The sequence below is a fragment of the Psychrobacter sp. UBA2514 genome (genome assembly GCF_002341255.1).
GTDB classification, from domain to species: domain Bacteria; phylum Pseudomonadota; class Gammaproteobacteria; order Pseudomonadales; family Moraxellaceae; genus Psychrobacter; species Psychrobacter pacificensis.
On the sequence record NZ_DDNS01000021.1, the window covers coordinates 1 to 21,747 of the forward strand.

22 protein-coding genes are annotated in these 21,747 nt (G+C 43.6%); 12 read left to right on the top strand and 10 right to left on the bottom strand.

The window, feature by feature from the left end; genetic code table 11:
* Positions 1 to 433: 433 nt before the first annotated feature.
* The 6 genes from merA to pdxA form a co-directional block, all read right to left on the bottom strand.
* On the bottom strand, positions 434 to 1,873 hold the full coding sequence (gene merA, locus B3V51_RS07195; protein ID WP_025643785.1) for a mercury(II) reductase: 1,440 nt from the start codon (positions 1,871 to 1,873) through the stop codon (positions 434 to 436).
* Positions 1,874 to 1,893: 20 nt separating this feature from the next.
* The gene (merC, locus tag B3V51_RS07200; RefSeq protein ID WP_008467331.1) at positions 1,894 to 2,313 is read right to left on the bottom strand and encodes an organomercurial transporter MerC; all 420 of its coding nucleotides are present in this window, start codon (positions 2,311 to 2,313) and stop codon (positions 1,894 to 1,896) included.
* Positions 2,313 to 2,597 carry a mercury resistance system periplasmic binding protein MerP gene (gene merP / locus B3V51_RS07205; protein WP_008110847.1) on the bottom strand — a complete coding sequence of 95 codons (285 nt, stop codon included), beginning with the start codon at positions 2,595 to 2,597 and terminating at the stop codon, positions 2,313 to 2,315. Before merP ends, merC begins: the two co-directional genes overlap by 1 nt.
* Before the next feature lie 46 nt (positions 2,598 to 2,643).
* Positions 2,644 to 2,991 carry a mercuric transporter MerT family protein gene (locus B3V51_RS07210; RefSeq protein ID WP_016899520.1) on the bottom strand — a complete coding sequence of 116 codons (348 nt, stop codon included), beginning with the start codon at positions 2,989 to 2,991 and terminating at the stop codon, positions 2,644 to 2,646.
* 187 nt (positions 2,992 to 3,178) lie between these two features.
* Positions 3,179 to 3,631: an Hg(II)-responsive transcriptional regulator gene (gene merR, locus B3V51_RS07215; RefSeq protein ID WP_008110844.1), complete on the bottom strand. Its 453-nt coding sequence runs from the start codon at positions 3,629 to 3,631 to the stop codon at positions 3,179 to 3,181.
* A 349-nt stretch (positions 3,632 to 3,980) separates the two neighbouring features.
* Positions 3,981 to 5,063: a 4-hydroxythreonine-4-phosphate dehydrogenase PdxA gene (gene pdxA / locus B3V51_RS07220; protein WP_071001651.1), complete on the bottom strand. Its 1,083-nt coding sequence runs from the start codon at positions 5,061 to 5,063 to the stop codon at positions 3,981 to 3,983.
* A gap of 298 nt (positions 5,064 to 5,361) precedes the next feature.
* Between pdxA and dnaB the strand changes: the two genes are divergently transcribed.
* The 3 genes from dnaB (at position 5,362) to argF (ending at position 9,176) form a co-directional block, all read left to right on the top strand.
* Positions 5,362 to 6,765 (top strand): replicative DNA helicase, encoded by a 1,404-nt coding sequence (gene dnaB / locus B3V51_RS07225; RefSeq protein WP_071001653.1) that lies wholly within the window; start codon positions 5,362 to 5,364, stop codon positions 6,763 to 6,765.
* 164 nt (positions 6,766 to 6,929) lie between these two features.
* A complete protein-coding gene (gene alr, locus B3V51_RS07230; protein WP_071001654.1) occupies positions 6,930 to 8,036 on the top strand; it encodes an alanine racemase in 1,107 nt (368 codons plus the stop codon).
* 216 nt (positions 8,037 to 8,252) lie between these two features.
* Positions 8,253 to 9,176, top strand: a complete 924-nt coding sequence (argF, locus tag B3V51_RS07235) for an ornithine carbamoyltransferase (protein WP_071001655.1) — start codon at positions 8,253 to 8,255, stop codon at positions 9,174 to 9,176.
* A 120-nt stretch (positions 9,177 to 9,296) separates the two neighbouring features.
* Here the strand turns inward: argF and rpiA are convergent, their stop codons facing one another.
* On the bottom strand, positions 9,297 to 9,956 hold the full coding sequence (gene rpiA, locus B3V51_RS07240) for a ribose-5-phosphate isomerase RpiA (protein ID WP_075107409.1): 660 nt from the start codon (positions 9,954 to 9,956) through the stop codon (positions 9,297 to 9,299).
* Between the two features lie 288 nt (positions 9,957 to 10,244).
* Between rpiA and ilvA the strand changes: the two genes are divergently transcribed.
* The 7 genes from ilvA to B3V51_RS07275 all read left to right on the top strand — a co-directional run bounded on the left by ilvA (position 10,245) and on the right by B3V51_RS07275 (position 16,589).
* Positions 10,245 to 11,798, top strand: coding sequence for a threonine ammonia-lyase, biosynthetic (gene ilvA, locus B3V51_RS07245; RefSeq protein ID WP_071001658.1), 1,554 nt, complete (start codon positions 10,245 to 10,247; stop codon positions 11,796 to 11,798).
* Positions 11,799 to 11,969: 171 nt separating this feature from the next.
* Complete coding sequence (locus B3V51_RS07250) at positions 11,970 to 12,392, top strand: RNA-binding S4 domain-containing protein (RefSeq protein ID WP_071001659.1); 423 nt, start codon at positions 11,970 to 11,972, stop codon at positions 12,390 to 12,392.
* 206 nt (positions 12,393 to 12,598) lie between these two features.
* Complete coding sequence (locus B3V51_RS07255) at positions 12,599 to 13,096, top strand: low molecular weight protein-tyrosine-phosphatase (protein ID WP_083328818.1); 498 nt, start codon at positions 12,599 to 12,601, stop codon at positions 13,094 to 13,096.
* Positions 13,097 to 13,333: 237 nt separating this feature from the next.
* Complete coding sequence (gene murB, locus B3V51_RS07260; RefSeq protein WP_071003614.1) at positions 13,334 to 14,443, top strand: UDP-N-acetylmuramate dehydrogenase; 1,110 nt, start codon at positions 13,334 to 13,336, stop codon at positions 14,441 to 14,443.
* Positions 14,433 to 15,206 (top strand): YdcF family protein, encoded by a 774-nt coding sequence (locus tag B3V51_RS07265; RefSeq protein ID WP_071001661.1) that lies wholly within the window; start codon positions 14,433 to 14,435, stop codon positions 15,204 to 15,206. Before murB ends, B3V51_RS07265 begins: the two co-directional genes overlap by 11 nt.
* Positions 15,207 to 15,335: 129 nt before the next feature.
* Positions 15,336 to 15,611, top strand: a complete 276-nt coding sequence (ccoS, locus tag B3V51_RS07270) for a cbb3-type cytochrome oxidase assembly protein CcoS (RefSeq protein ID WP_058024050.1) — start codon at positions 15,336 to 15,338, stop codon at positions 15,609 to 15,611.
* Between the two features lie 99 nt (positions 15,612 to 15,710).
* A complete protein-coding gene (locus tag B3V51_RS07275) occupies positions 15,711 to 16,589 on the top strand; it encodes a sulfite exporter TauE/SafE family protein (protein WP_093070024.1) in 879 nt (292 codons plus the stop codon).
* A gap of 113 nt (positions 16,590 to 16,702) precedes the next feature.
* Here the strand turns inward: B3V51_RS07275 and B3V51_RS07280 are convergent, their stop codons facing one another.
* Together B3V51_RS07280 and B3V51_RS07285 are read right to left on the bottom strand one after the other, a co-directional pair.
* Positions 16,703 to 17,857, bottom strand: a complete 1,155-nt coding sequence (locus tag B3V51_RS07280) for a DEAD/DEAH box helicase (RefSeq protein WP_093070021.1) — start codon at positions 17,855 to 17,857, stop codon at positions 16,703 to 16,705.
* Positions 17,858 to 18,135: 278 nt separating this feature from the next.
* Positions 18,136 to 18,351, bottom strand: coding sequence for a cold-shock protein (locus B3V51_RS07285; RefSeq protein WP_058024053.1), 216 nt, complete (start codon positions 18,349 to 18,351; stop codon positions 18,136 to 18,138).
* A 417-nt stretch (positions 18,352 to 18,768) separates the two neighbouring features.
* Between B3V51_RS07285 and aroQ the strand changes: the two genes are divergently transcribed.
* The gene (gene aroQ / locus B3V51_RS07290) at positions 18,769 to 19,305 is read left to right on the top strand and encodes a type II 3-dehydroquinate dehydratase (RefSeq protein ID WP_093070019.1); all 537 of its coding nucleotides are present in this window, start codon (positions 18,769 to 18,771) and stop codon (positions 19,303 to 19,305) included.
* Between the two features lie 141 nt (positions 19,306 to 19,446).
* Positions 19,447 to 20,748: an ABC1 kinase family protein gene (locus B3V51_RS07295; protein WP_093070016.1), complete on the top strand. Its 1,302-nt coding sequence runs from the start codon at positions 19,447 to 19,449 to the stop codon at positions 20,746 to 20,748.
* A 36-nt stretch (positions 20,749 to 20,784) separates the two neighbouring features.
* On the opposite strand, the gene B3V51_RS07300 is transcribed toward B3V51_RS07295, so the two are convergent.
* Positions 20,785 to 21,615: an ion transporter gene (locus B3V51_RS07300; RefSeq protein ID WP_093070013.1), complete on the bottom strand. Its 831-nt coding sequence runs from the start codon at positions 21,613 to 21,615 to the stop codon at positions 20,785 to 20,787.
* Positions 21,616 to 21,747: the final 132 nt, after the last annotated feature.

A 21,747-nucleotide genomic window follows, 5' to 3' on the forward strand; every position in this document is an offset into this window, starting at 1 on the left:
GCGTAGAGCCATTATTATAGAGAAATTGAATAATCCATAAATTCTTTATTGATAATAACAAAAGGAAAATACAGTGTCACAGACTCAGCCAACTATTGAAAAAATTCACAGCCTTAGAAAAAAAACAAGAGACAGCGTTAAAAAGTCTTACCCTTATATAGTCGATACACTCTAAAAATGTCATAGCACTACTGGGATGAATTTTGCGCAGCCTCCTATCGTGCGCTCAAAGAAATTTGAAGCGGACTATAATAATTACCATCGTTTGTCAGGCGAGGGTAAGCGGGATACAGACACATTCAGAAATGAAATGAAGAATTTTATTACTATGTATCCTGAAGATTTTGAGAAAAAACCGCTAGAAAATTATTTGAAATAACAGCTATTAATGGCACTCCATTAACATTTCTGTAAGTACATTACCGTTAAATGATTACCCTGCGCAGCAAGATAGCTCTTTAACGTCTTTGCTAAAGGTTTGAGCGCATAACTTCAATCCTTCAACCATCGTCAAATACGGAAATAGTTGACCTGCCAATTCTTCGACTGTCATTTTATTATGAATAGCAAGAGCCGCACTTTGAATCAGTTCTCCGCCTTCATGGGCTAAAATTTGTGCGCCTATCAGTTTTCCCGTGGATTCTTCAGCTACCAACTTGATAAAACCATCCGTTTCAAAATTTGCTAAAGCTCTTGGTACGTTTTCCATATCAAGTACACGACTTATCGTATTTATTCCTACCGCTGAAGCTTGTACTTCGGTTAGACCTACCGTAGCAACTTGTGGGTCGGTGAATATAACAGCAGGCATGGTAGATAAGTCGAGTTGCGCATTTCCACCTGTCATATTAATTCCAGCCCTACTTCCGGCAGCAGCAGCAACATAAACAAATTGTGGCATATTGGAGCAATCTCCAGCGGCATAAATGTTAGCTGTTGATGTTTCCATCATACTATTAACAACAATGGCACCACTTTTATCTGTTTCAACACCAACATTTTCTAAACCAAGCTTTCCAGTATTTGCATGGCGACCCGTAGAGATAAGCAATTTTTCAGCGATTAATGTTCCTTCGTTAGTTTCCAATGAAAAACCATTGCTATCATAAGAAACATGACTTGCTTGCGTATTATTAAGTACCCTAATACCTTCTTTTTCAAAGCACTCTGCCAGTTTTTCACCTAATAACGGATCTTCAGCATATAAAAGGGTATGTCTGGCTAGAATTGTCACACGGCTACCTAAACGGGCATAAGCTTGCGCAATTTCCAGAGCAACAACGGAGGAGCCGATGACAACTAGACTACTCGGTAACTCTTCTGCAAATAAGGCTTCTGTTGATGTCCAATAAGGTGTATCAACTAAACCCTTAATTGGCGGAATGCTTGGTGTAGAGCCTGTTGCAATTAAAATGCGATCTGCAACCAGCTCTTCTTCACTACCATCAGACTTGTGAACTAGCAAGGTATTTTGATTTTTAAAACGTGCATAACCTTTAAGTAAAGATAGCGCGGGATTACTCTCTAAAATACGTTGATATTTAGCATCGCGTAGTTCTTCGACGCGAGCGTTTTGCTGATGTGCTAATAAGGAGCGGCTAAGTTGTGGCTGAATATTTTCTAAACCATCAAACGGGTTAGTACGTTGCTGATGCGCTAATTGCGCAGCACGGATCAATATTTTTGAAGGAACACAGCCGACATTTACACAGCAACCTCCGATTACATCGGCTCCTTCAATGATAGTAACTCTTGCTCCGCCTTCTGCTGCTTTAATCGCACTGGCAAAGGCCCCTGAACCACTACCAATAATGGCTACATGTAATTGTTCTGGCTGGATGTCATTTGGCGAGCAACAACTATTCGTTGACATATTTTATTCCTCTTAAAAAGTTAAGCGGTACAAGTTTCATCATCACAGCGTTTATTCGCAGGAGAAACCATGTCCCAAATTGATACAGCAACCATTAGTCCTAGCCCCGTATAAGTAACGTATGAACTCCACCCGTACTGGAACCAAGGGTATAAAGAGAGTAAAACCAAAATGGGGCCAATTGAACCGATAAAACTACGGTGCCATTGACGATGGCTAAACCAGCCTAAGATATTCATTGCCAGCGCTAATACTGCAAACAGTGGTAACAACGTATTGATAAATACCCCTTCCCACTGACTAAGAAATCCCATCCCAATTGCCGCACCAAGACTAGCTATCGCGGGAAAACACATGGCGCATCCCATTGCCGAAACAAGTGCACCTATAGAGCCTGCTTTATCTCCGATACGCGTAACTAGTTCTAAGGGGCTAAATATTACTTATTTTCACTTTTTAAATTTGAAGGGTAGCCAGCGTTGGTAGTCGCTGCAATTAATGCATTGATGTTGGTTTTAGTGTCATCAAAAGAAACAACAGCTAGCTTAGGCTTGTAGGTAACTTTCGCATTTTCAACGCCATCAACATTTTCTAATGACTTTTTAACTGTGATTGGACATGTCGCACAGTTCATCGTTGGCACTTCCAGTGTAACTGTTTTTACTTCAGCAAAAGCACCAAAACTAGAAAGTGAAAGCAGTGCGGTTAATAATAATTTTTTCATAATTAGCTCCAAATTTTAAAATGTTATAAATTTCTTGATCTGTATATTAAGCAAACAAAAGTATCCAATAATTACTGGTCACTAAAATTGTCGCAACTATAGCGCTCAGCCAGAAAATGACTTTTCGTTGTTGCTGTTTCTTAGGAATTGCACAGGCCGTTCCCGGCTCACACTCTTCTACAGGACGGTAAATTTTCCAACCTGAGTAACCAAACAACAACACTACAAATGCGATAAATAATGGCCTATAGGGTTCAAATGCAGTTAAATTACCAATCCATGAGCCACTTACCCCAAGTAATAACAGGAGCAAAGGACCTACACAGCATACGCCTGCGCCTAATGCTGCTATGATGCCTCCTATCATTGGAAGGTTTGATTCTTTTTGATTCATATAGATACCTCATTAGATAATGCAAGTGTATTGCATGTACCTAAGTACGGAGTCAAGGGTGATTTATAAAAAATTTATCTTTGATAATCTGCTACGACAGATACGGGGAATAAGCTAACTTGAATTAAGGCGCAGAAGTAAAATTGGATATGCTGTTTTAGTGGGAAATGGTAGTTAAGTGAATCATTTACTTCGGTTGCAACGAATCAATTATTGGGCAGTGGCTATCGTCATCATTATTTTGGCATTGTCCTAAATGTTCTTCCAAAGCGTGTTCTAACAACAACAAGTCAGCCATCTTTTTTTGTACTGCGATCAGTTTTTTATTAGCTAATTCTTGTACTTTACTACATGGACTATCGTTTAACGCAAGTAACCCTTCAATCTCATTTAGCGTAAAACCTAATTCTTGAGAACGCTTGATAAAATGTATTCTATTTACCGTTTCTTTCGGGTAATGTCTATAGCCCTGCATAGGCTTTGGTGGTTGTTTAATTAAGCCTTTGCGTTCATAAAAGCGAATTGTTTCGACATTTACACTCAGTTCTTTAGCCAACATACTTATGGTTCGTTTAGACACGTTATCAATTACCTTACTGACTTTTTGTTTACTTACTTTATATCTAATTAAAGTGACCATCAATGAATACCAGTTTAAACATCGCTAATTGATTTTGTTTTTTCTTCTATTAAATAAGTAAAGTTACCGTTGTTACAACAATATTAAACCACAACAATGTATGGTTTATCCTTTTTCATTATCAAAGTCCAAATTAGTGTTATTACATGCAGTTCTACATGAGTATGCTCCAAGGGAACCAGCTATTTAACCCTTTGAACCTATTAATAGACTACTTAAAACAGACTGGTATAATGGAACCACTTATATTAAGTCGTCTTTGATTATTTATAAATAGGTATTATTCACACTAAAATAATCAAGTACGACGTGAACAATACCTATACGGCGATGAGCCATAACAAATATATCAATTAGTAAGCGACTTATCCGCCATTTCATTAGCCATCTTCAATGCTTGGTATAAACTCGTCGCACTTGCGCCGCCGCGTCCCGCCAAGTCTAGCGCCGTACCATGATCGACAGAGGTGCGAATATAAGGCAGTCCTAAGGTGAGATTTACCGTATCACCAAAGCCGTGTGATTTGAGTACGGGCAACCCTTGATCGTGATACATGGCGATGACTGCATCGCAGTTTGCTAAGTGTCTGGGGGTAAACAGCGTATCGGCTGGCATCGCCTCTGAAATATTGACGCCTGCATCGGTGAACTCTCGTAAGACTGGATTGATAATCTCAATCTCCTCCATACCCAAATGCCCGCCCTCGCCTGCATGTGGATTGAGACCGCACACCAAAATACGAGGCTGCGTGAGGCCAAACTTTTCTCTCATGTCATTGACAACGATTTGTACTGTTTGACGTACATTATCCGCGGTGATGGCAGCAGGTATGTCTTTTAATGGCAAATGGGTAGTGACAAGCGCGACTTTCATCGCTTGATTGGCAAGCATCATCACCACTTTCTCACAGCCACTTTGCTGCATAAAAAACTCGGTGTGACCGCTAAACATAGTGCCATCCAATAGCTTGATACCAGCATCTATCAGCGCTGATTTTTGTAAAGGACCTGTGACGATAGCGGCAACTGTTCCATTTACTGCTAACTGATGAGCAATGTCTAATTGCTGAGCCACCATCGCTGAGTTGGCAATATTGATTTGTCCGCCAGTAACTGGTCCTGCACAAGGGACGTTAAGCAAAATAAAAGCACTATCAGCATCTATATCCTGCTGTGCTATCTGCTCGGCCGCGTCCATATCAAAGTCACCAGCCTCGTTGTCAATGGTTTGCCAAATAGGCACTTCTGTCAACACGCCAGCTGAAACCAACTCCTCTGCACGGACTTGCATCGTGCTCGCATCAGCGGTTACCCAAATGGGACGGTCAAAATCTTGCAGCTTGCCCTCTGCCGCCAGATTCAATACGACATCCATTCCAATGCCCGCAGGTTCACCTGTCGTGATTAATAATGGTCGTTTTTGTTCTGTCATAGCAATAGCCTTATTTTATTTAAATTTTTGATTTTATTATATTTATCGTCAATATTTTCAGTTGTTACGTTTAGACAATGGATGCGGTCTCTTATTTTATGCATAACAATCACTGTAGATTTAGTTGCTTACCCAGCCTAAAAAATCACATTATGTGTTAAACTTTCGCTTCTGATTGTAGCATTTGCAGGCAAATCTAAAACCACGTTTTGGTACATCTACCGTAGAGATGTACCATATCTGTTTTGCGCTACCATCGACATCTTTTTTTATACCCATTTTGACTCATTAGGCACTCATGGCAGAAAACGACAAAACCGACGACTTACTCAATCAGACACCGCCGCACAATATCGATATTGAAAAGGCATTGCTCGCGTCTTTGATGAGTATCGAAGAGGCGTACGACAAGATTGCCGATATCGTCACCAAAGATGACTTTTATGCGGGGCGACATCAATATATTTTTGATGCGATTGCTCACCTTGCAGCCGTTAATGAGCCTTATGATACGGTCATGGTACACGACTGGTTAGAGGCGCAAAAGTTACTCAAAGGTGCAGGTGGGGACAGCTACTTAGCTGATATTTTGAGCCAAAGTCCGGCGACCTTGTTTAACCTGACTGCTTACGCTCAGCGCGTACGTGAGCTCTCAACGCTGCGTCAGCTCATTACCACGGGTAATGACATGCTAGCGCTGGCCTACAATCCAAAAGACCAAAGCGTTAGTGATATCTTGGACAATGTCGAAGGTAAGATATTTAGCATCAATGAGCAGCATAACAAACGCGCGGAACAGCGTGGCCCTGTCGGTATTACTTCGGTCTTAACCAATGTTATCGATCAGATTCAAGAGTTAAAATCCAACCCCGATGGCATGATTGGTTTACAAACGCCATTTGTCGAGCTGAATAATAAAACGCAAGGGCTACAATCAGGCGACTTGATTATCGTCGCCGCTCGTCCTTCTATGGGTAAAACCACTTTTGCAATGAACTTGGCAGAAGGGATTTTATTTAATGAAGATTTGCCTGTTGTGGTGTTTTCGATGGAGATGCCGGCAGAGTCTATTGTCATGCGTTTGCTGTCTTCATGGGGCGCGATTAACCAGACGCATCTACGTTCTGGGCAAATGAATGAAGATGAGTGGGCAAAGATGATGAACGCCATTCAGCATCTACAGTCTAAGCATTTATATATTGATGACAGTACCGCCTTGCCGCCATCCGAGATGCGCTCACGCTGTCGACGTATTGCCAAAAACCATGATGGGCGCTTGGGTGCTATCGTGGTCGATTATCTTCAGCTGATGAAAGTGCCGAGCCTAGATGGCAACCGTGTTGGCGAGATTTCTGAGATTTCGCGCAGTCTAAAGGCGCTCGCACGTGAGCTTGAATGTCCCGTGATTGCGTTGTCACAGCTTAATCGTAGTCTAGAAAACCGTCCAAATAAACGCCCAATTATGTCGGATCTACGTGAGTCTGGTGCAATTGAGCAGGATGCCGATTTGATTATGTTCATCTATCGTGATGAGGTTTATAATGAAAACTCAGACCACAAAGGTGTGGCGGAAATTATTATCGGCAAGCAGCGTAACGGCCCTATTGGTACCGTACGCTTGGGTTTTGAAGGTCAATTCACCCGCTTCATTAATCTAACGCCAGAATACTATCAAGGCGTCAGTTTTGAGAATGATGAGTAATCAGCGTTATAACATTTAAGTCTTAGTAAAATGTAAGCCCATACCGATTTTGGCTTACTCACAAGTTAGTAAGTAGCTTTAACCACATAGCCAGTATAGTATCAACTCCATTGATGCTGTACTGGCTTTATCACTTCATAATTCTACTCATAAAGAAGGCGATTATGCGCACCATTACCATAAAACCAAAAGCCATTACTCATAATCTCAATCAAGTAAAACAACGCGCACCGCAAGCAAAAGTCTTAGCGATGGTCAAATCCAATGCGTATGGGCATGGCGTGGCGGCGGTATTACCAGCCCTGCAGCAAGCAGATGGTATTGGGGTTGCGACTTTAACCGAAGCATTAGAAGCCAGACAATTAGGTTGGGAGAAAACCATTGGTCTAGTAGAAGGGGCATTTAGCGCTGATGAGTGGCAACAAGCCATTGATCATGATATTAGCTGCGTGATTCACCACGGACCACAGTTAGAATGGGCACTACAAAACTTCCCGCCAGCTGGTAGTGCAACTAATGTGGTTTGGCTAAAATATAATACAGGTATGAACCGTTTGGGTTTCAATGCTGAGGGTGTGCTATCAGCAGCCAAGCGTTTGCATGAAGCAGGTTATCAGCTGATCCTAGCCACCCATTTTGCCAATGCTGATGATCATGACCATCCATTAAATGCCATGCAGATTGAGCGCTTCTCAAGCGTACTTGCGACTTTGAAAGATACCATTAGCCTAGATATCAAAGGCTCATTATGCAACTCTGCTGGCATCGTCAACTTCCCAGAGTACCATTATGATTGGGTACGCCCAGGCATCATCTTATACGGTAGCTCGCCTGTCGTCGATAAAAGCGCACAAGAGTTAGACTTGCAGCCCGCGATGGAATTTAGTGCTCAAATTATGGCATTACAAACGGTCAGTGCCAATGATGCGATCGGCTATGGTAGCCGCTGGCGTGCGCAGCAAGACACCAGAACCGCTCTCGTGAGTGTGGGTTACGGAGACGGCTACCCGCGTGTAATAAGTGACGACGCTTATGTCACCGTCATCGATACTAACGACAATCAAAGCTACCGTTGTCCTGTGATTGGGCGTGTGGCAATGGATATGATCGTCATTGATGTCAGCAAAACGCCTGAAAGCCTTGCTTTGGATAGCAAAGTCATGCTCTGGGGCGATGCGCCGCGTGTCGATGAAGTGGCAGGTCATGCTGGAACGATTAGCTATGAGCTGTTATGTCGCCTCAGCATACGTCCAAACCGTACACAGGCATAATCATTAACGGCACAGGCATTAGCATACGAGTACTATGGCTTGCTAATGCGATTTCGGTCTATTTAGCAAGCCATTCGATCTTGATAAAATTGCACGTTTACATTGAAAGTAAATACGCTATACTAAAAGTTTGTTGTCAACCCAGTATACGCACTGACGCGATGATATTGAAGACTGATGACGTTTCACTGACTGCGATCGACTGCTAGGATTACTATGAGTTTGCGCCATTTTTTAACCTTATCTGATTTAACCAAACAAGAACTAGAAAACTTAATCAAACGCGCAAGCGAATTGCGTAAGATGCAACACGCAGGCGAGATATATCAGCCTTTCGTTGGTCGTACGCTTGGCATGATATTTGAAAAATCTTCAACGCGTACCCGTATCTCATTTGAGACCGGCATGGGTCAATTTGGTGGTAATGCTATATTTTTATCACCCAACGATACGCAGCTCGGTCGCGGTGAGCCATTAGAAGACTCAGCACGCGTGATCTCCAGCATGGTTGATATCATTATGATTCGTACCTTTGGGCACGAAAAAGTCGAGACCTTTGCTGAATACTCAAGCGTCCCTATTATCAATGCGTTGACCGATGAATACCATCCTTGTCAATTGCTTGCTGATATGCAGACTTATTATGAGCATCGCGGTAGCATCGAAAATAAGATCGTCACGTGGGTCGGTGACGGCAACAATATGTGCTCGTCATTTATGCAAGCCGCCAATCAGTTTGGTTTTGAATTACGCGTGGCAGCGCCTTATGGGTTCGAGCCTGATCCGAAACTTATGGAACGCTTCTCACATTGCGTGAGCTTGGTCGAAAACGTACAAGACGCAGCCAAAGATTCTAATTTGATTGTCACCGATGTATGGGCAAGTATGGGTCAAGAGTCCGAGCAAAATACGCGCGCACGTCGTTTTGCCCCTTATCAAGTGACGCCGTCTCTACTAGACAAAGCCGACCCTGAAGTGGTGTTTATGCATTGCTTACCCGCCCATCGTGGTGAGGAGATCTCTCATGATATGCTAAACGATCCGCGCTCTGTTGTGTGGGATGAAGCCGAAAATCGTCTACATGCGCAAAAAGCCTTGATGGAGTTTTTGCTAAAAGACAAAATCAAACTACCTGCCTAACTTACCGTGTAAAAAACAGTAAGATAAGTCATTAGTCCGTTCATAAATAAAAAAGCCGTTCAGATTTGGACGGCTTTTTTATCTGTAAAAATGGCTTGAGACTGTATTCTTGAGACTGTATTAGCGCGTAAGCGTTGTTACGCCATCTGCACTGGCTTTTAATAGCACATCCGCTTGGTTTGCCGCAAAGATACCATTACAGACCACACCCACGATATTATTCAGCTCTTTTTCAAGCGCGATTGGATTACTCACATCCAAGTCATAAGTATCTAGAATGACGTTGCCGTAATCAGTGACAAAGTCTTCACGATAGACAGGCTCACCGCCCAATTTTGCTAATTGACGCGCGACATAAGAGCGTGCTTGCGGCAGGACTTCAATTGGTACTGGAAACGCACGACCTAATATATCAACGCTTTTGCTCTCATCAACCATGCAAACGAACTTTTTGGAAGCAGCTGCGACGATCTTTTCGCGAGTCAATGCACCGCCGCCGCCTTTGATAAGTTGCAAGTGCTCATTGACCTCATCAGCACCATCAATATAAACATCAAGCGTACCAGCAAAGTTTAGATCAACAATTTCGATACCAAGCGCACGCAGTTTGTCTTCAGTCACCTGTGAGCTGGCAACCGCACCAGCAAGCTTCAATTGTGGCAACAACTCAATCAAACAGTTGACCGTACTACCCGTCCCTACGCCAAGTATCATATCATCTTCGATATAGCTTAGGGCAGCGCGGGCGGCGGCTTGCTTTTGTGCTTGCTGATCACTCATCATAAATCCTTGGAAAATAAACGTATGGTCTTAAAAAAAGTAAAAGGCTAAAACAGATAAAATGCGTGGCTATTATAACCGATGATATTCATCGATGTTAGCGCAATCACAATTCTAATTCGGTAGTCATATAATACTTATCTCACAACGTTCTTCACCACACGCTTTCACTTTATATTCATTCAGGCATAAAATCCCAAGAAAACTGCAATTGAGTCTTGCAAGATACTCAAAATCAGCATAGGCTAATCTATTTCATTTTTATATTCATTCTGTTTAGGGATTACTATGCTGTCACACTGGGTACGAGCCATACTACAAGCCACCGTCTATGACGTTGCGATTCAAACACCACTTGAAACGGCGCCCAAGCTGACCCAACGTTTTGCCAATGACATTCGTTTTAAACGTGAAGACTTACAACCTGTCAAATCTTTTAAGTTACGAGGTGCCTACAACCGTATCAGTCAGCTAAGCGATGAGCAAAAAGCGCGCGGCGTTATCTGCGCCTCAGCAGGCAACCATGCTCAAGGCGTGGCTTACTCTGCGCGCAAACTGTCACTAAACAACATCATCGTTATGCCAACGACTACGCCTGATATTAAGGTAGAAGCCGTCAGAGCGCTTGGTGGCAATGTCGATCTGCATGGCGATAGTTTTGATCAAGCAAACCGCTATGCAATAGATCGTGCTGAGCGCGAGGGCCTGACCTTTATACCGCCTTATGATGATGAATTGGTGATTGCTGGGCAAGGAACCATCGCGCTTGAGTTGACCCAACAGTGGCGTAACATGGATTATGTGTTTGTTGCCGTTGGTGGTGGCGGTCTCATCTCAGGTGTCGCCGCATTTTTGGGAGAAGTGGCACCGCATGTCAAAGTGATCGCGGTAGAAGCGGAACAATCAGCTTGCCTAAAAGCCGCACTTGAAACGGGTGAACGTGTCAAACTTGAGCAAGTCGGACTGTTCGTCGATGGCGTGGCAGTCGCGCAAATTGGTGAACTGCCTTTTGACGTCGTGCGTACTCAGAAAAGTGACAATTCAGGCCCTATCGTGGAGCCTAACGTCGTCACCTGTAGCAACGATGAAGTCTGCGCAGCAGTCAAAGATGTGTTTGAGGAGAGCCGCAGTATCGTAGAGCCTGCAGGTGCGTTGGCAGTTGCTGGTATGAAAAAATATATCACAGCGAACAATATTCAAGGCAAAAACTGCGCGGCCATCATTTGCGGCGCTAATATGAATTTTGACCGTCTGCGTTATATTGCTGAGCGCACTGAGATTGGCGAGAAAAAAGAAGCTATCTTTGGGGTTACTATACCAGAACAAACTGGCGCTTTCTTGAACTTCTGCCGCAGTCTGCACGGTCGTAATATTACTGAGTTTAACTACCGTGCCGATAGCAAAAAGTCACCAGACTCAATGGAGCCTGCCTCAATCTTTGTCGGTATTGCATTAAAAGAAGGTGAAAAAGAGCGTCAAACTATTAGTACTCAATTGGCAAATGATGGCTATACCGCTCACGATCTGACTGACGATGATATCGCCAAGTCACATATCCGTCATTTGATTGGTGGTCACGCTAAGGTCGAAAACGAGCAGTTACTACAAGTGATATTCCCAGAGCGTCCGGGCGCCCTGCTGACTTTCTTAGAAAAATTGGGCGATGACTTTAATATCACTTTATTCCATTACCGCAACCATGGTGCCGCTGAAGGCCGTGTACTGGTTGGTCTACAAGCCTCAGAAAGCAACTCTCGTCAGCTACAAGACGCCTTACTAGACATCGGCTATGACTGCACGACGGTCAATGACAATATTGGCTATCAGTTATTTTTGAAATAATGACTTAACGGGATATATTTAGACCTTATTATAAAAGCGACTTGTCATATGATGGGTCGCTTTTTACTTTCTATAATCTGCTACAGACGGCGACGAACACAAAACCTTATTTGTAAATACCAAATATGCCCTCATATTATTTGATATAAAAACAAATACAGAGTGAGCTTTATGAAAAAAAATACTGATGATAACACCCAAGGTTTGGTCAAAATTCGTCTCGATAAATGGTTATGGGCCGCTCGGTTTTACCGCACACGCACCCTTGCCAAGCAAGCCATTGAAAGCGGACGTGTGCATTATGGTGGCAGCCGCGTCAAGACCAGTAAAGAGATTTCAGTCGGCGATGAGCTAACCATTCGTCAAGGCTCAGCGACCGCCATGACTGAAAAGACTGTCATTGTTGAGGCGCTATCTGCACAGCGGGGCAATGCGACCGCCGCTGAGGTGCTATACTCAGAGACCAAAGAGAGCGAAACGCGGCGTGCTTATTATGCTGAACAGCGCAAACTGGCCAACCTTGCTCGTCCTGATAATAAGCCCAACAAAAAAGAGCGCCGTGACTTACAGCGCTTCAAAAGCAATCAAGATTGATACAGCATTACCCTCGCATCACCCAGTTACCTATAGCATTGTCATAAACCCAGTATTAAGTGACGCTATTGTCTAGTCTCTGTCCTTGCCATTCAAGCGATTAAGCGTTACGCTAGTCGTTGGTTCAATCGATTGCATGCTAATAAAAGCCGCATTAACAGTGCTGGTTTCTTATAGCATGTTTTTTTGTTATAGAAGGTCATATTATGCTGATGAAAGCCTGTACTCCCTCGTCTGTATTATTGGTTTGTTTAGGAAACATCTGCCGCTCCCCTACCGCTGAGGAAGTTTTCCGTCAGCAAGCGGCGATTGCTGGACTCTCAATAAAGATAGACTCAGCAGGTACCAGTGATTCACATGTCGGCGACAAACCTGACCCACGTTCGCAGCGCCATGCGAAATCACATGGCTACAAAATTAATAAATTGGTTGCACGCCAAGTCAGCGCCGATGACTTCCGTGATTTTGATTTGATCTTAGCCATGGATTCACAGAATTTGGCTGACCTACAAGCCATTAAAGACGACATGGCAGAGTCAGAAGAGGACTTGGCAAAGCTGGCCCTATTTAGTGAAGAAGACCCTACCTATTGCGGCAGTGATGTGCCAGATCCATATAAAGGCGATAACGATGATTTCGAAGAGGTGATCGAGCGCATCGAATCAAGCGCCCAAGCTTGGATCGAAAGCTGGAAGGCTTGCTAGCTATAAATTCTATATTTCTGCTACTCTTGCATCCGGTATCCTCTATAATATGGTTAATCCTCTATAAAAGAGCTGCAGCGTTAACCGTGCTTGAAGTAACACAGTTACGTCTGTACTCAACTGCCTTGTATCTCTTTTAAATTGAATCAACTATAGCTACCTTATTATTTATTATCCTTTTGCCCCATAGGCTATGTTATGACCCAAGCTGCACGCCTTGATCTCGACGCTCAGACCATGACTATAAATGACTCATCAGCGACTCTGTTAGTCAGTAATTCAGTCGATTTGGCACATAGCAATACGATGGCACTGTCGTGTGTCGCTGACTCTGTAGTGACGTTGACCAATGAGGCACAGCTTGATGACTTTATGGCAACCTATGCAGAGGATGTAGAGCATCAGCTGTCATTATTTGTCTTATCTGGCGGTAGCAATGTTTTATTACCAGCAGCGTTAAATGCAGTGGTATTGCAACCCAAAATGCGCGGTATTCATTTGACTGCACAAACCGACGATTATGTTGATATCGAAGTAATGGCGGGCGAAAACTGGCATGATCTAGTCGTACATACAGTCAATCAAGGCTGGTATGGGTTAGAAAACCTTGCGCTCATACCTGGCCTAACTGGTGCAGCGCCAGTACAAAATATTGGTGCGTACGGTGTGCAATTAGAAGACTGCTTACAATATGTACGCGCCTATCATTTACCGACACAAACTTGGCACCATTTATCAGCGGCCGACTGTCAATTTGACTATCGTGATAGTATCTTTAAACGCACGCCAAATACATGGCTGATCAGCCGCGTGGCTTTTAGACTGCATACAGATCCCACCCATATTTTAGCCAGCTATGGAGATGTACAGACTGTGGCGCAGCGCTATGCGGAACAACAAGAGCGCGAGCAAGCCAATCCTCATGACGTTATGCAAGCCATTATAGATATTAGACAACAAAAGCTACCAGACCCAAAACAGCTACCTAACTGTGGCAGTTTTTTTCAAAATCCTATTATTGGTCAAGATCAATTTACGGCGCTGCAAACAACTTATCCAGCTATCGTTGGTTATCCGATGCCTGACGCGATGGTAAAAGTTGCCGCAGGTTGGCTCATCGAGCAAGCAGGATTAAAAGGGGGCGGCATCGCACCTATCATGACTCATAAACATCAGGCGCTGGTACTGACCAATCATACTCCTTATCAAGCAACTCAAGAAGATGTGGAAACAGCACAGCGCTATATCGCCAACATCGTCTATGAGAAATTTGCAATTCAGCTATCACGTGAGCCAGTTTGGGTGAATGCTGATGGCTCAATTGGATATCCTGAGCATGTGGTCTAAACAATCATGGTCTAAACGCTTATGGCGAAACTATTTGCGTTCAGCCGAACGAATGGTGAAGCTATTCCGTATCATCAATATTACCTTTGTATTAGGCTCGACGTCTGTTATTTTAGTCCTAATCAGTTTGTTCACACCGCTATTTTCACAAGCCGTTGTCTATATATTTGCGCTTCTTCCTTTACCAAAAATGCCTTCTGCTGCTATGAGCTCTCCGCCGACTGCTTACGTGGTATTAGGCGGTGGTCTAACTAATGATAATAACAATCAAATCATCCTCAATCGCTATAGCCTGAATCGTGTCCGTACCGCGGCTGGGGCCTATCACGATCTTCCCTTACCTATTGTACTAAGCGGCGCTGAAGCCCCTTGGCTAGGTCAATGGCTCATTGAGCATGGTATCGATGGGCTGATAAGCGAAAATGCCAGTATGAATACGTGCGAAAACGCCCGTTTTACAGCCAAGCGTATTCCGCTTCATCACGTTTACCTTATTACTGATAGTTATCATATGGCACGTGCGCGCAGACAGTTTGCCTTGAATGGTATTAATAGCACACCGCTTAGCGCACCATTGCCAGTGAGACGCGACTGGATGAAACCTGCGCAAAACCTAAGTCATTCACGGCGGGCTGTTTATGAAATCGCCGCCTATCTACGGGATGTGATACGTCCGCAAATGAACTGTCGTCACGCCGATGATGTGACTTCACAGCAGCTCCTAACACCGCGAGGCAGTGCCAAAAAAGCATCTGATGAATAGGTTTTTATACTAAACGCGCAGCTAATATCGTCATATGATGCTACGCCTCATTCTAATCGCTACAGATCATCCACTGCATTTGCGATGGGTGTATAATAATAAAAGACACTGCTATTGAAGAGAGTTACCATGCTCAGTATATTTTTATTAATCCCATTAAGTCTCATGCTATTTGTGGTTGCCATCTGGGCGGTGCGTTATGCGGTAAAATCAAACCAGTTCGAAGATTTGGACAATGCATCACAGCGTATCATATTGGATGATCGTCAAGAGCGCAGGCAAACCATGCAGGCTCATGAGCGCGCGGTGCAGTCTCAGCCTTCTGCTGATACCGAGCCGTCAGATGATAACGTTGATAAAGATGCGCTCGTTCGTACTGATGTAGAGAAAAACACAAAAATCTAACCTTTATTCTTCTCTCTTTTCATCGTGTAATGATGAGCTTTCGTTAGATAATAATCGTGTCTATAGATACGGCCTTTATGACTTTTAGGAGATGCATCCATGACCATGGCTTTACTTGCTGCGGCATTACTGATGGGGTTTTTTGGCTCGCCGCATTGTTTGGGTATGTGTGGCGGTCTTGTGACGGCATTTGGTCTGTCTATGAAAGATGTCAGTCCTACTAAACGCCGCGCGCTGGTGGCCACCTATCATCTTGGCCGTCTGAGCAGTTATGCACTGTTAGGTCTGCTGGCAGGATTTATCGGTACGACGGTGTTAGAGCCACTCATGAAAGGCAATAGCTTGCCACGTATTTTACTGGGCGCAGTGTTGGTCTTTGTGGGTGTGACCATGCTTGGCGCACCTTTTTTGAATAAGCTCGAGCGTTTTGGTATGCGCTTTTGGCAATACCTCAGCCCGCTACGCCAAAAGGTCTTTCCCCTAAACACCTTTCCACGTGCATTGACAGCTGGTTTGCTTTGGGGCTTTTTGCCTTGCGGTTTGGTATATGGCGCCCTACTCATCGCGGTGGTGGCTCACAACCCATTAAGCGGTGCAGCGTTGATGTTTGTTTTTGGTCTTGGCACGGTGCCGATGTTAGTTGCAACGCACGAGACAGTCGGCTGGTTACGTGACAAGATTGGTCGTTTTCGCTTAAGGCAGTTAAATGGTGCGGTGATGGTACTCTCAGGTTTGGCAGTTGCTGTCGTTCCTATGGTCATGGCAAACATGCATGGCGGGCATGGTGGTGGACACGCACAGATGGATCATAGTAGCCACTCTGCTATGATGTCTGAGACAGATGCTCATAATATAGATCAGATGAATCACGATATGACGCCAGCTATGGATCATGATATGCAAGACATGGATAATCATATGGATCATAGCATGCATGATATGGGTGATGACGCCACCTCCATGCATCATGGTCAATAATTTCTAACACATAACTCGAGTACTGCGCGGACTTTACCAAGCGTACAAAAACCCCTTAATATCAAAAATGATATTAAGGGGTTTATTGGTTAAGTGTTACCTATTTATAGCAATTATTCCTGCCACTGCTCAAGCGTAAACTTGGTTTCTAAATGCTTCTCTAATGCTGGTATATTAAATGCGTCATCTTCACTGACAAAGCTAATGCTAATGCCTGTTTGCCCAGCGCGGCCCGTACGACCAATACGGTGGACATAATCATCTGGTTGATCGGGCAAGGTATAGTTAACGACATGACTGATATCATCAACATGGATACCGCGCCCTGCAACATCTGTCGCCACCAAGATAGACGTGTGACCATCCTTGAAGCGCTGCAAGTATTTCTCACGTTTTTGCTGAATTACATCACCTGAGAGCATGACAATCTTATGCGCTTGACGCAGTTTATGATAGAGACGCTTGACTTGATCTTTGCGATTGGCGAATACAATGACCTTTTCAACGGCCTCCTCACTAATAATACGCTGAAGGGCTTCGAGTTTTTGATCTTCTGTCAGTAAGTAAAAGTGCTGATCAACCAATTCGCTGGTCTTGTGTTCTGGCTCGATTTCCACAAACTGCGGCTCATGCAACCAGCGATACGCCAAATTCATCACATCTTGGTTAAAAGTAGCAGAAAACAGTAAGCTTTGACGGTCTGTATTGGCGGGCATACGCCCCACAAGGCGCTTGATATCAGGGATAAAACCCATGTCCAGCATACGGTCTGCTTCATCAAGCACCAGCACCTCTACTCGATCTAAATACACCATGCCTTTATTGGCAAGATCAATTAGACGGCCAGGCGTCGCCACCAAAATATCAACGTATTGGCGCTCAAGCTCATGCTGCTGGGTTTCGTAATTGGTCCCACCCATAATACAGACACTGTGTAATGAGGTGTATTTGGTCAGTGCAATGCAGTCCTCAAATATCTGTTGAGCCAGCTCGCGAGTTGGCGCCATAATCACGGCACGCGGCTCACCTAGATAACGCGTTTCATCATGCGTAAAAGGACGTTTGAGTAACGCTTCCATGATTGTCAATAAAAACGTTGCTGTTTTACCCGTTCCCGTTTGCGCCTGTCCGATGGCATCTTGACTTGCTAGTGTATGCGGTAGTATTTTCGCCTGAATCGGCGTGAGTTCCGTGAATCCCAAATCACTCACTGCCCGCAGGGTCGCGGTTGAAAGTGGCAAATCAGTAAACGTTGTAAAATTACTCAAAAAAATATCCTTTTAAATTAGTTGCTTGTATTTTATCAATCACAAATCAGCTCACAATAAAATTTTATACTGACATAAGCGTGACCAATAGTAGTCGCAACATTATATCTATAGATGGCCGCTAGACATACGGGTACAAAAAAAGCCAAGCCCAATACCTGACCTACCAAATATGCTGTTGTTCACTCAACATGGGTAAGACAATACGGGCTTGACTCAGTAGTATATCAGTAGTTCATACAGACATTATAACTAAACTGCTTTAATGTCTGGATAGATTACTCTTCTAACTTTCTGACTTCTTCAGCTTGTAGGCCTTTTTCACCTTCTACTACGCTGAACTCAACTTTTTCGCCATCTTTTAAAGAACGATAGCCATCACCCTGAATCGCGCGGAAATGGACAAAAATATCTTCTCCGCTGTCACGTTGAATGAAACCAAAGCCTTTTGAGTCATTAAACCACTTAACGATACCTTGCTCACGAGCTGACATAATATTACTTCCTAAAAAAGTTCGCTTAGCCCCAAATTCCTTTGCAACATTGCATATAAACGGGATCTAAGATGATGAAATCAAAAACTTAAGAGTACTAATCTAGTCACAGTCATCTTTAAAACGCTTATATAAAAGAAAGCCAATCTTGCAAACTATCTCTCATATCAATGACAGTAACAAACTTGCAATACTTATTGCATAAAAAATATCATAGCACGGGTTTTTAGCAACATAAAGACTTTTAACACGCTTTTTAAGGCATGGGTGAGTTTTTCCTGTAATTTTTTTATAACCCAGCCTACAAGCTGCTATTATAAAGGGATACGCTGGATCAGCGTGTGCAACCTATTTGTCATGCATACCTTATTCATTATAATAAATCATTCACATATTTAAACAGCGATAGAGATTACTATGACGTCCTCTTCTCCATCTACAGCAGCAGAAAATCCTGCTGACCAACACATCGATCAGACCCTCAATCACAAACTGCTATTGGTGAATGGCGTCAACCTGAACTTATTGGGTAAGCGTGAGCCTGAAATTTATGGCCATATGACGCTGGTAGATATCGAAAAACGCTTGGTCGAACGAGCCGCTCAGCACAGCATTGAATTAATTTGTGTACAGTCAAACCATGAAGGCGATCTAGTAGATAAGATTCAATATTATGGTTTATTAGCAGAAAAATCTGCCCAAGCTGATGCCGTTATTATCAATCCTGCTGCCTTTACCCATACCTCAGTTGCCCTACGCGATGCGTTACTAGCGACACAGAAGCCTTTTATAGAGGTCCATTTATCCAATGTCCATGCACGTGAGCCTTTCAGGCATCATTCCTATTTGAGCGATGTCGCAGTCGGTGTCATCTGTGGTTTGGGTCATATGGGTTATGAGATGGCACTAGACTACTGGCTAAGCAATATTTATTCAGTCAATACAAGCACTTAAGGTGTTTTCTAATTTTATAGATTACTAGCTTTGTTAATAAAGTAAAACTTCTTATTTTTCACACATTAGTTAAACAGTAATTGTTTGATGAAAATAATAGAATTATGACTGAGCAAAACAATCCACTATATGGTGATATGAATGGCAAAAACGTCCGGAAAGCGCTTTATGAAACTCGCTGGCATGACAGCAAGCATCGCCGGCAAAGCCGCTAAAAACTCGTTTAAGCATCTCTCGAGTGACGAAGAAAAGCGCCTACAAGCTCGCTCAGACTTGATGCAAGACGTGGGTATCCAGATTGCCGAGACGTTGGGTGAGATGAAAGGTGCGGTGATGAAAGTCGGACAAATTGCCTCACAGTACAAAGACGTGTTCCCGCCTGAGGTCGCAACTGCCCTAGAAAAACTCCAAAAAGATGCACCGCCCATGCCTTATGCGCAAATACGTGCACAAGTTGAGCGTGAGCTTAAAGCACCGATGGCAGAGCTGTTCAGTGAGTTTGACGAGACGCCATTTGCCGCAGCATCTATTGGGCAAGTCCATAAAGCTGTGCTACCTTCTGGACAAAGGGTCGTGGTCAAAGTCCAGTATCCTGATGTCGATGAAAACTGTGATAGCGACCTCAAACAGGTGCGCATGGCGCTAAAAATTGCAGGTGTGCTCAATATGAGTAAGCAGTTGCAAGAGCAGTTATTTAATGAGATTCGACAGAGTCTACACGACGAGTTGGACTATACCAAAGAGGCGCACAATCTGCGTGTATTTGGTGCCTTTCATGCTGATGATGAAGGTCTCATTATCCCAAAAGTCATTAGCAGCCACTCTTCTAGACGGATTTTGACACTGACTGAGGAGATAGGAGAGACATTGACCGTCGCTGCAACATGGGACAATGCCATTAAGCAAAAAATAGCAAAGCGCTTGTTTCATTTTACCGCAGGACAACTATTTAGTCTGTACCGTATGCATTGTGATCCGCATCCAGGCAACTTTGCTTTTCGGCAGGATGGTAGTGTTGTGGCGTATGACTTCGGCGGTATCCGTAGTTACAGTGATAGCGAGGTCCAACTATTCCGTCGTTTTGCCAAGCATGCTATCAAAGGCGATGTGACCGCGCTTGAGCAAGACCTTGTCGCCTTAGATATTCGCCGTGATGATGATAAAAACATCCCTGGCGAGTTTTATGAAAAATGGCTATCTATTGGTCTAAAACCACTATCTATCCGCCCATACCAAGAAGGGCCATTTGATTTTGGTAGCAGTCAAATACACCATGAGGTGATTGCCCAAATGCGCACTTCATTAAAATACTTCGGTCAGTTTCAGCCCTCTGCCACCACCATGATGTTAGACCGTACCGTATCTGGACAGTACTGGAATCTGGTCAATCTTGGCGTTGAGACTGACCTCTCGCCGCTCGTTGATGAGTACATTGACGTATAATAAGCGATCAATTGGCAATAACAGTCAAACCTGTCATTAAATGTGGAGCGCGTGCCCGCAGCGATCGCAAAAGTCTGCGCCCACTGCATGACCGAATTTACCACAGTTCGGACAAGTGACAGGATTAAGCTGCGGACGCATATTACGAGCCAGCTCAGAGGTAAAAATACCTGTCGGTACAGCGATAATCGAATAACCTGTGATCATAACCATGGTTGCAATTGCTTGGCCTAACGGCGTCTTGGGCGACATATCACCATAGCCAACTGTCGTCATCGTGACGACCGCCCAATAGATAGACAATGGAATACTAGTAAACCCGTTCTCAGGCCCCTCTACTACGTAAATGATTGAACCAAAGATGGTTACCAATAGCACAAGCGACAAGAAGAAAACGGTAATTTTCTGCTGACTGGTTTTGAGTGCAGAAGCCAAAAAACCTGCTTGTTGCATATAGGCTTTAAGTTTTAGGACACGGAATACACGTAAGATACGTAGCACTCGTATGACAAGTAGATACTGCACACCTACAAATAGTAAGCTGAGATAGCTTGGCAAAACAGACAACAAATCCACTATGCCAAAAAAACTAAACGCATAGCGCAAGCGATTGGGTGCTGAAAACAACCTTAGTGCATACTCAATGGTAAATAGAATCGTAAAAAACCACTCTGCATAAAAAAACAACGTGCCATATTGCAAGCGCATGTACAACACACTATCAAGCATGACGACAGCCACACTGGTCAAAATCGCAATCAATAATACAATATCAAAGAGCTTACCCAAACGGGTATCTGTACCTTCAATAATAATATGCGTACGGTTACGCAAGTGTGTTAGGGCTTCAGCAGTTGGTCGCTTCATAGAATCAGTAACTTTATAAAATCAATGGCTTGATAGCGTTCCATGACTTAAAATGTGATGGATAAGGGCAAGTTGGTCAAAATAGTTAAAACTGGTTTATAATATTGCTCACTTATCACAGTGAATACAATC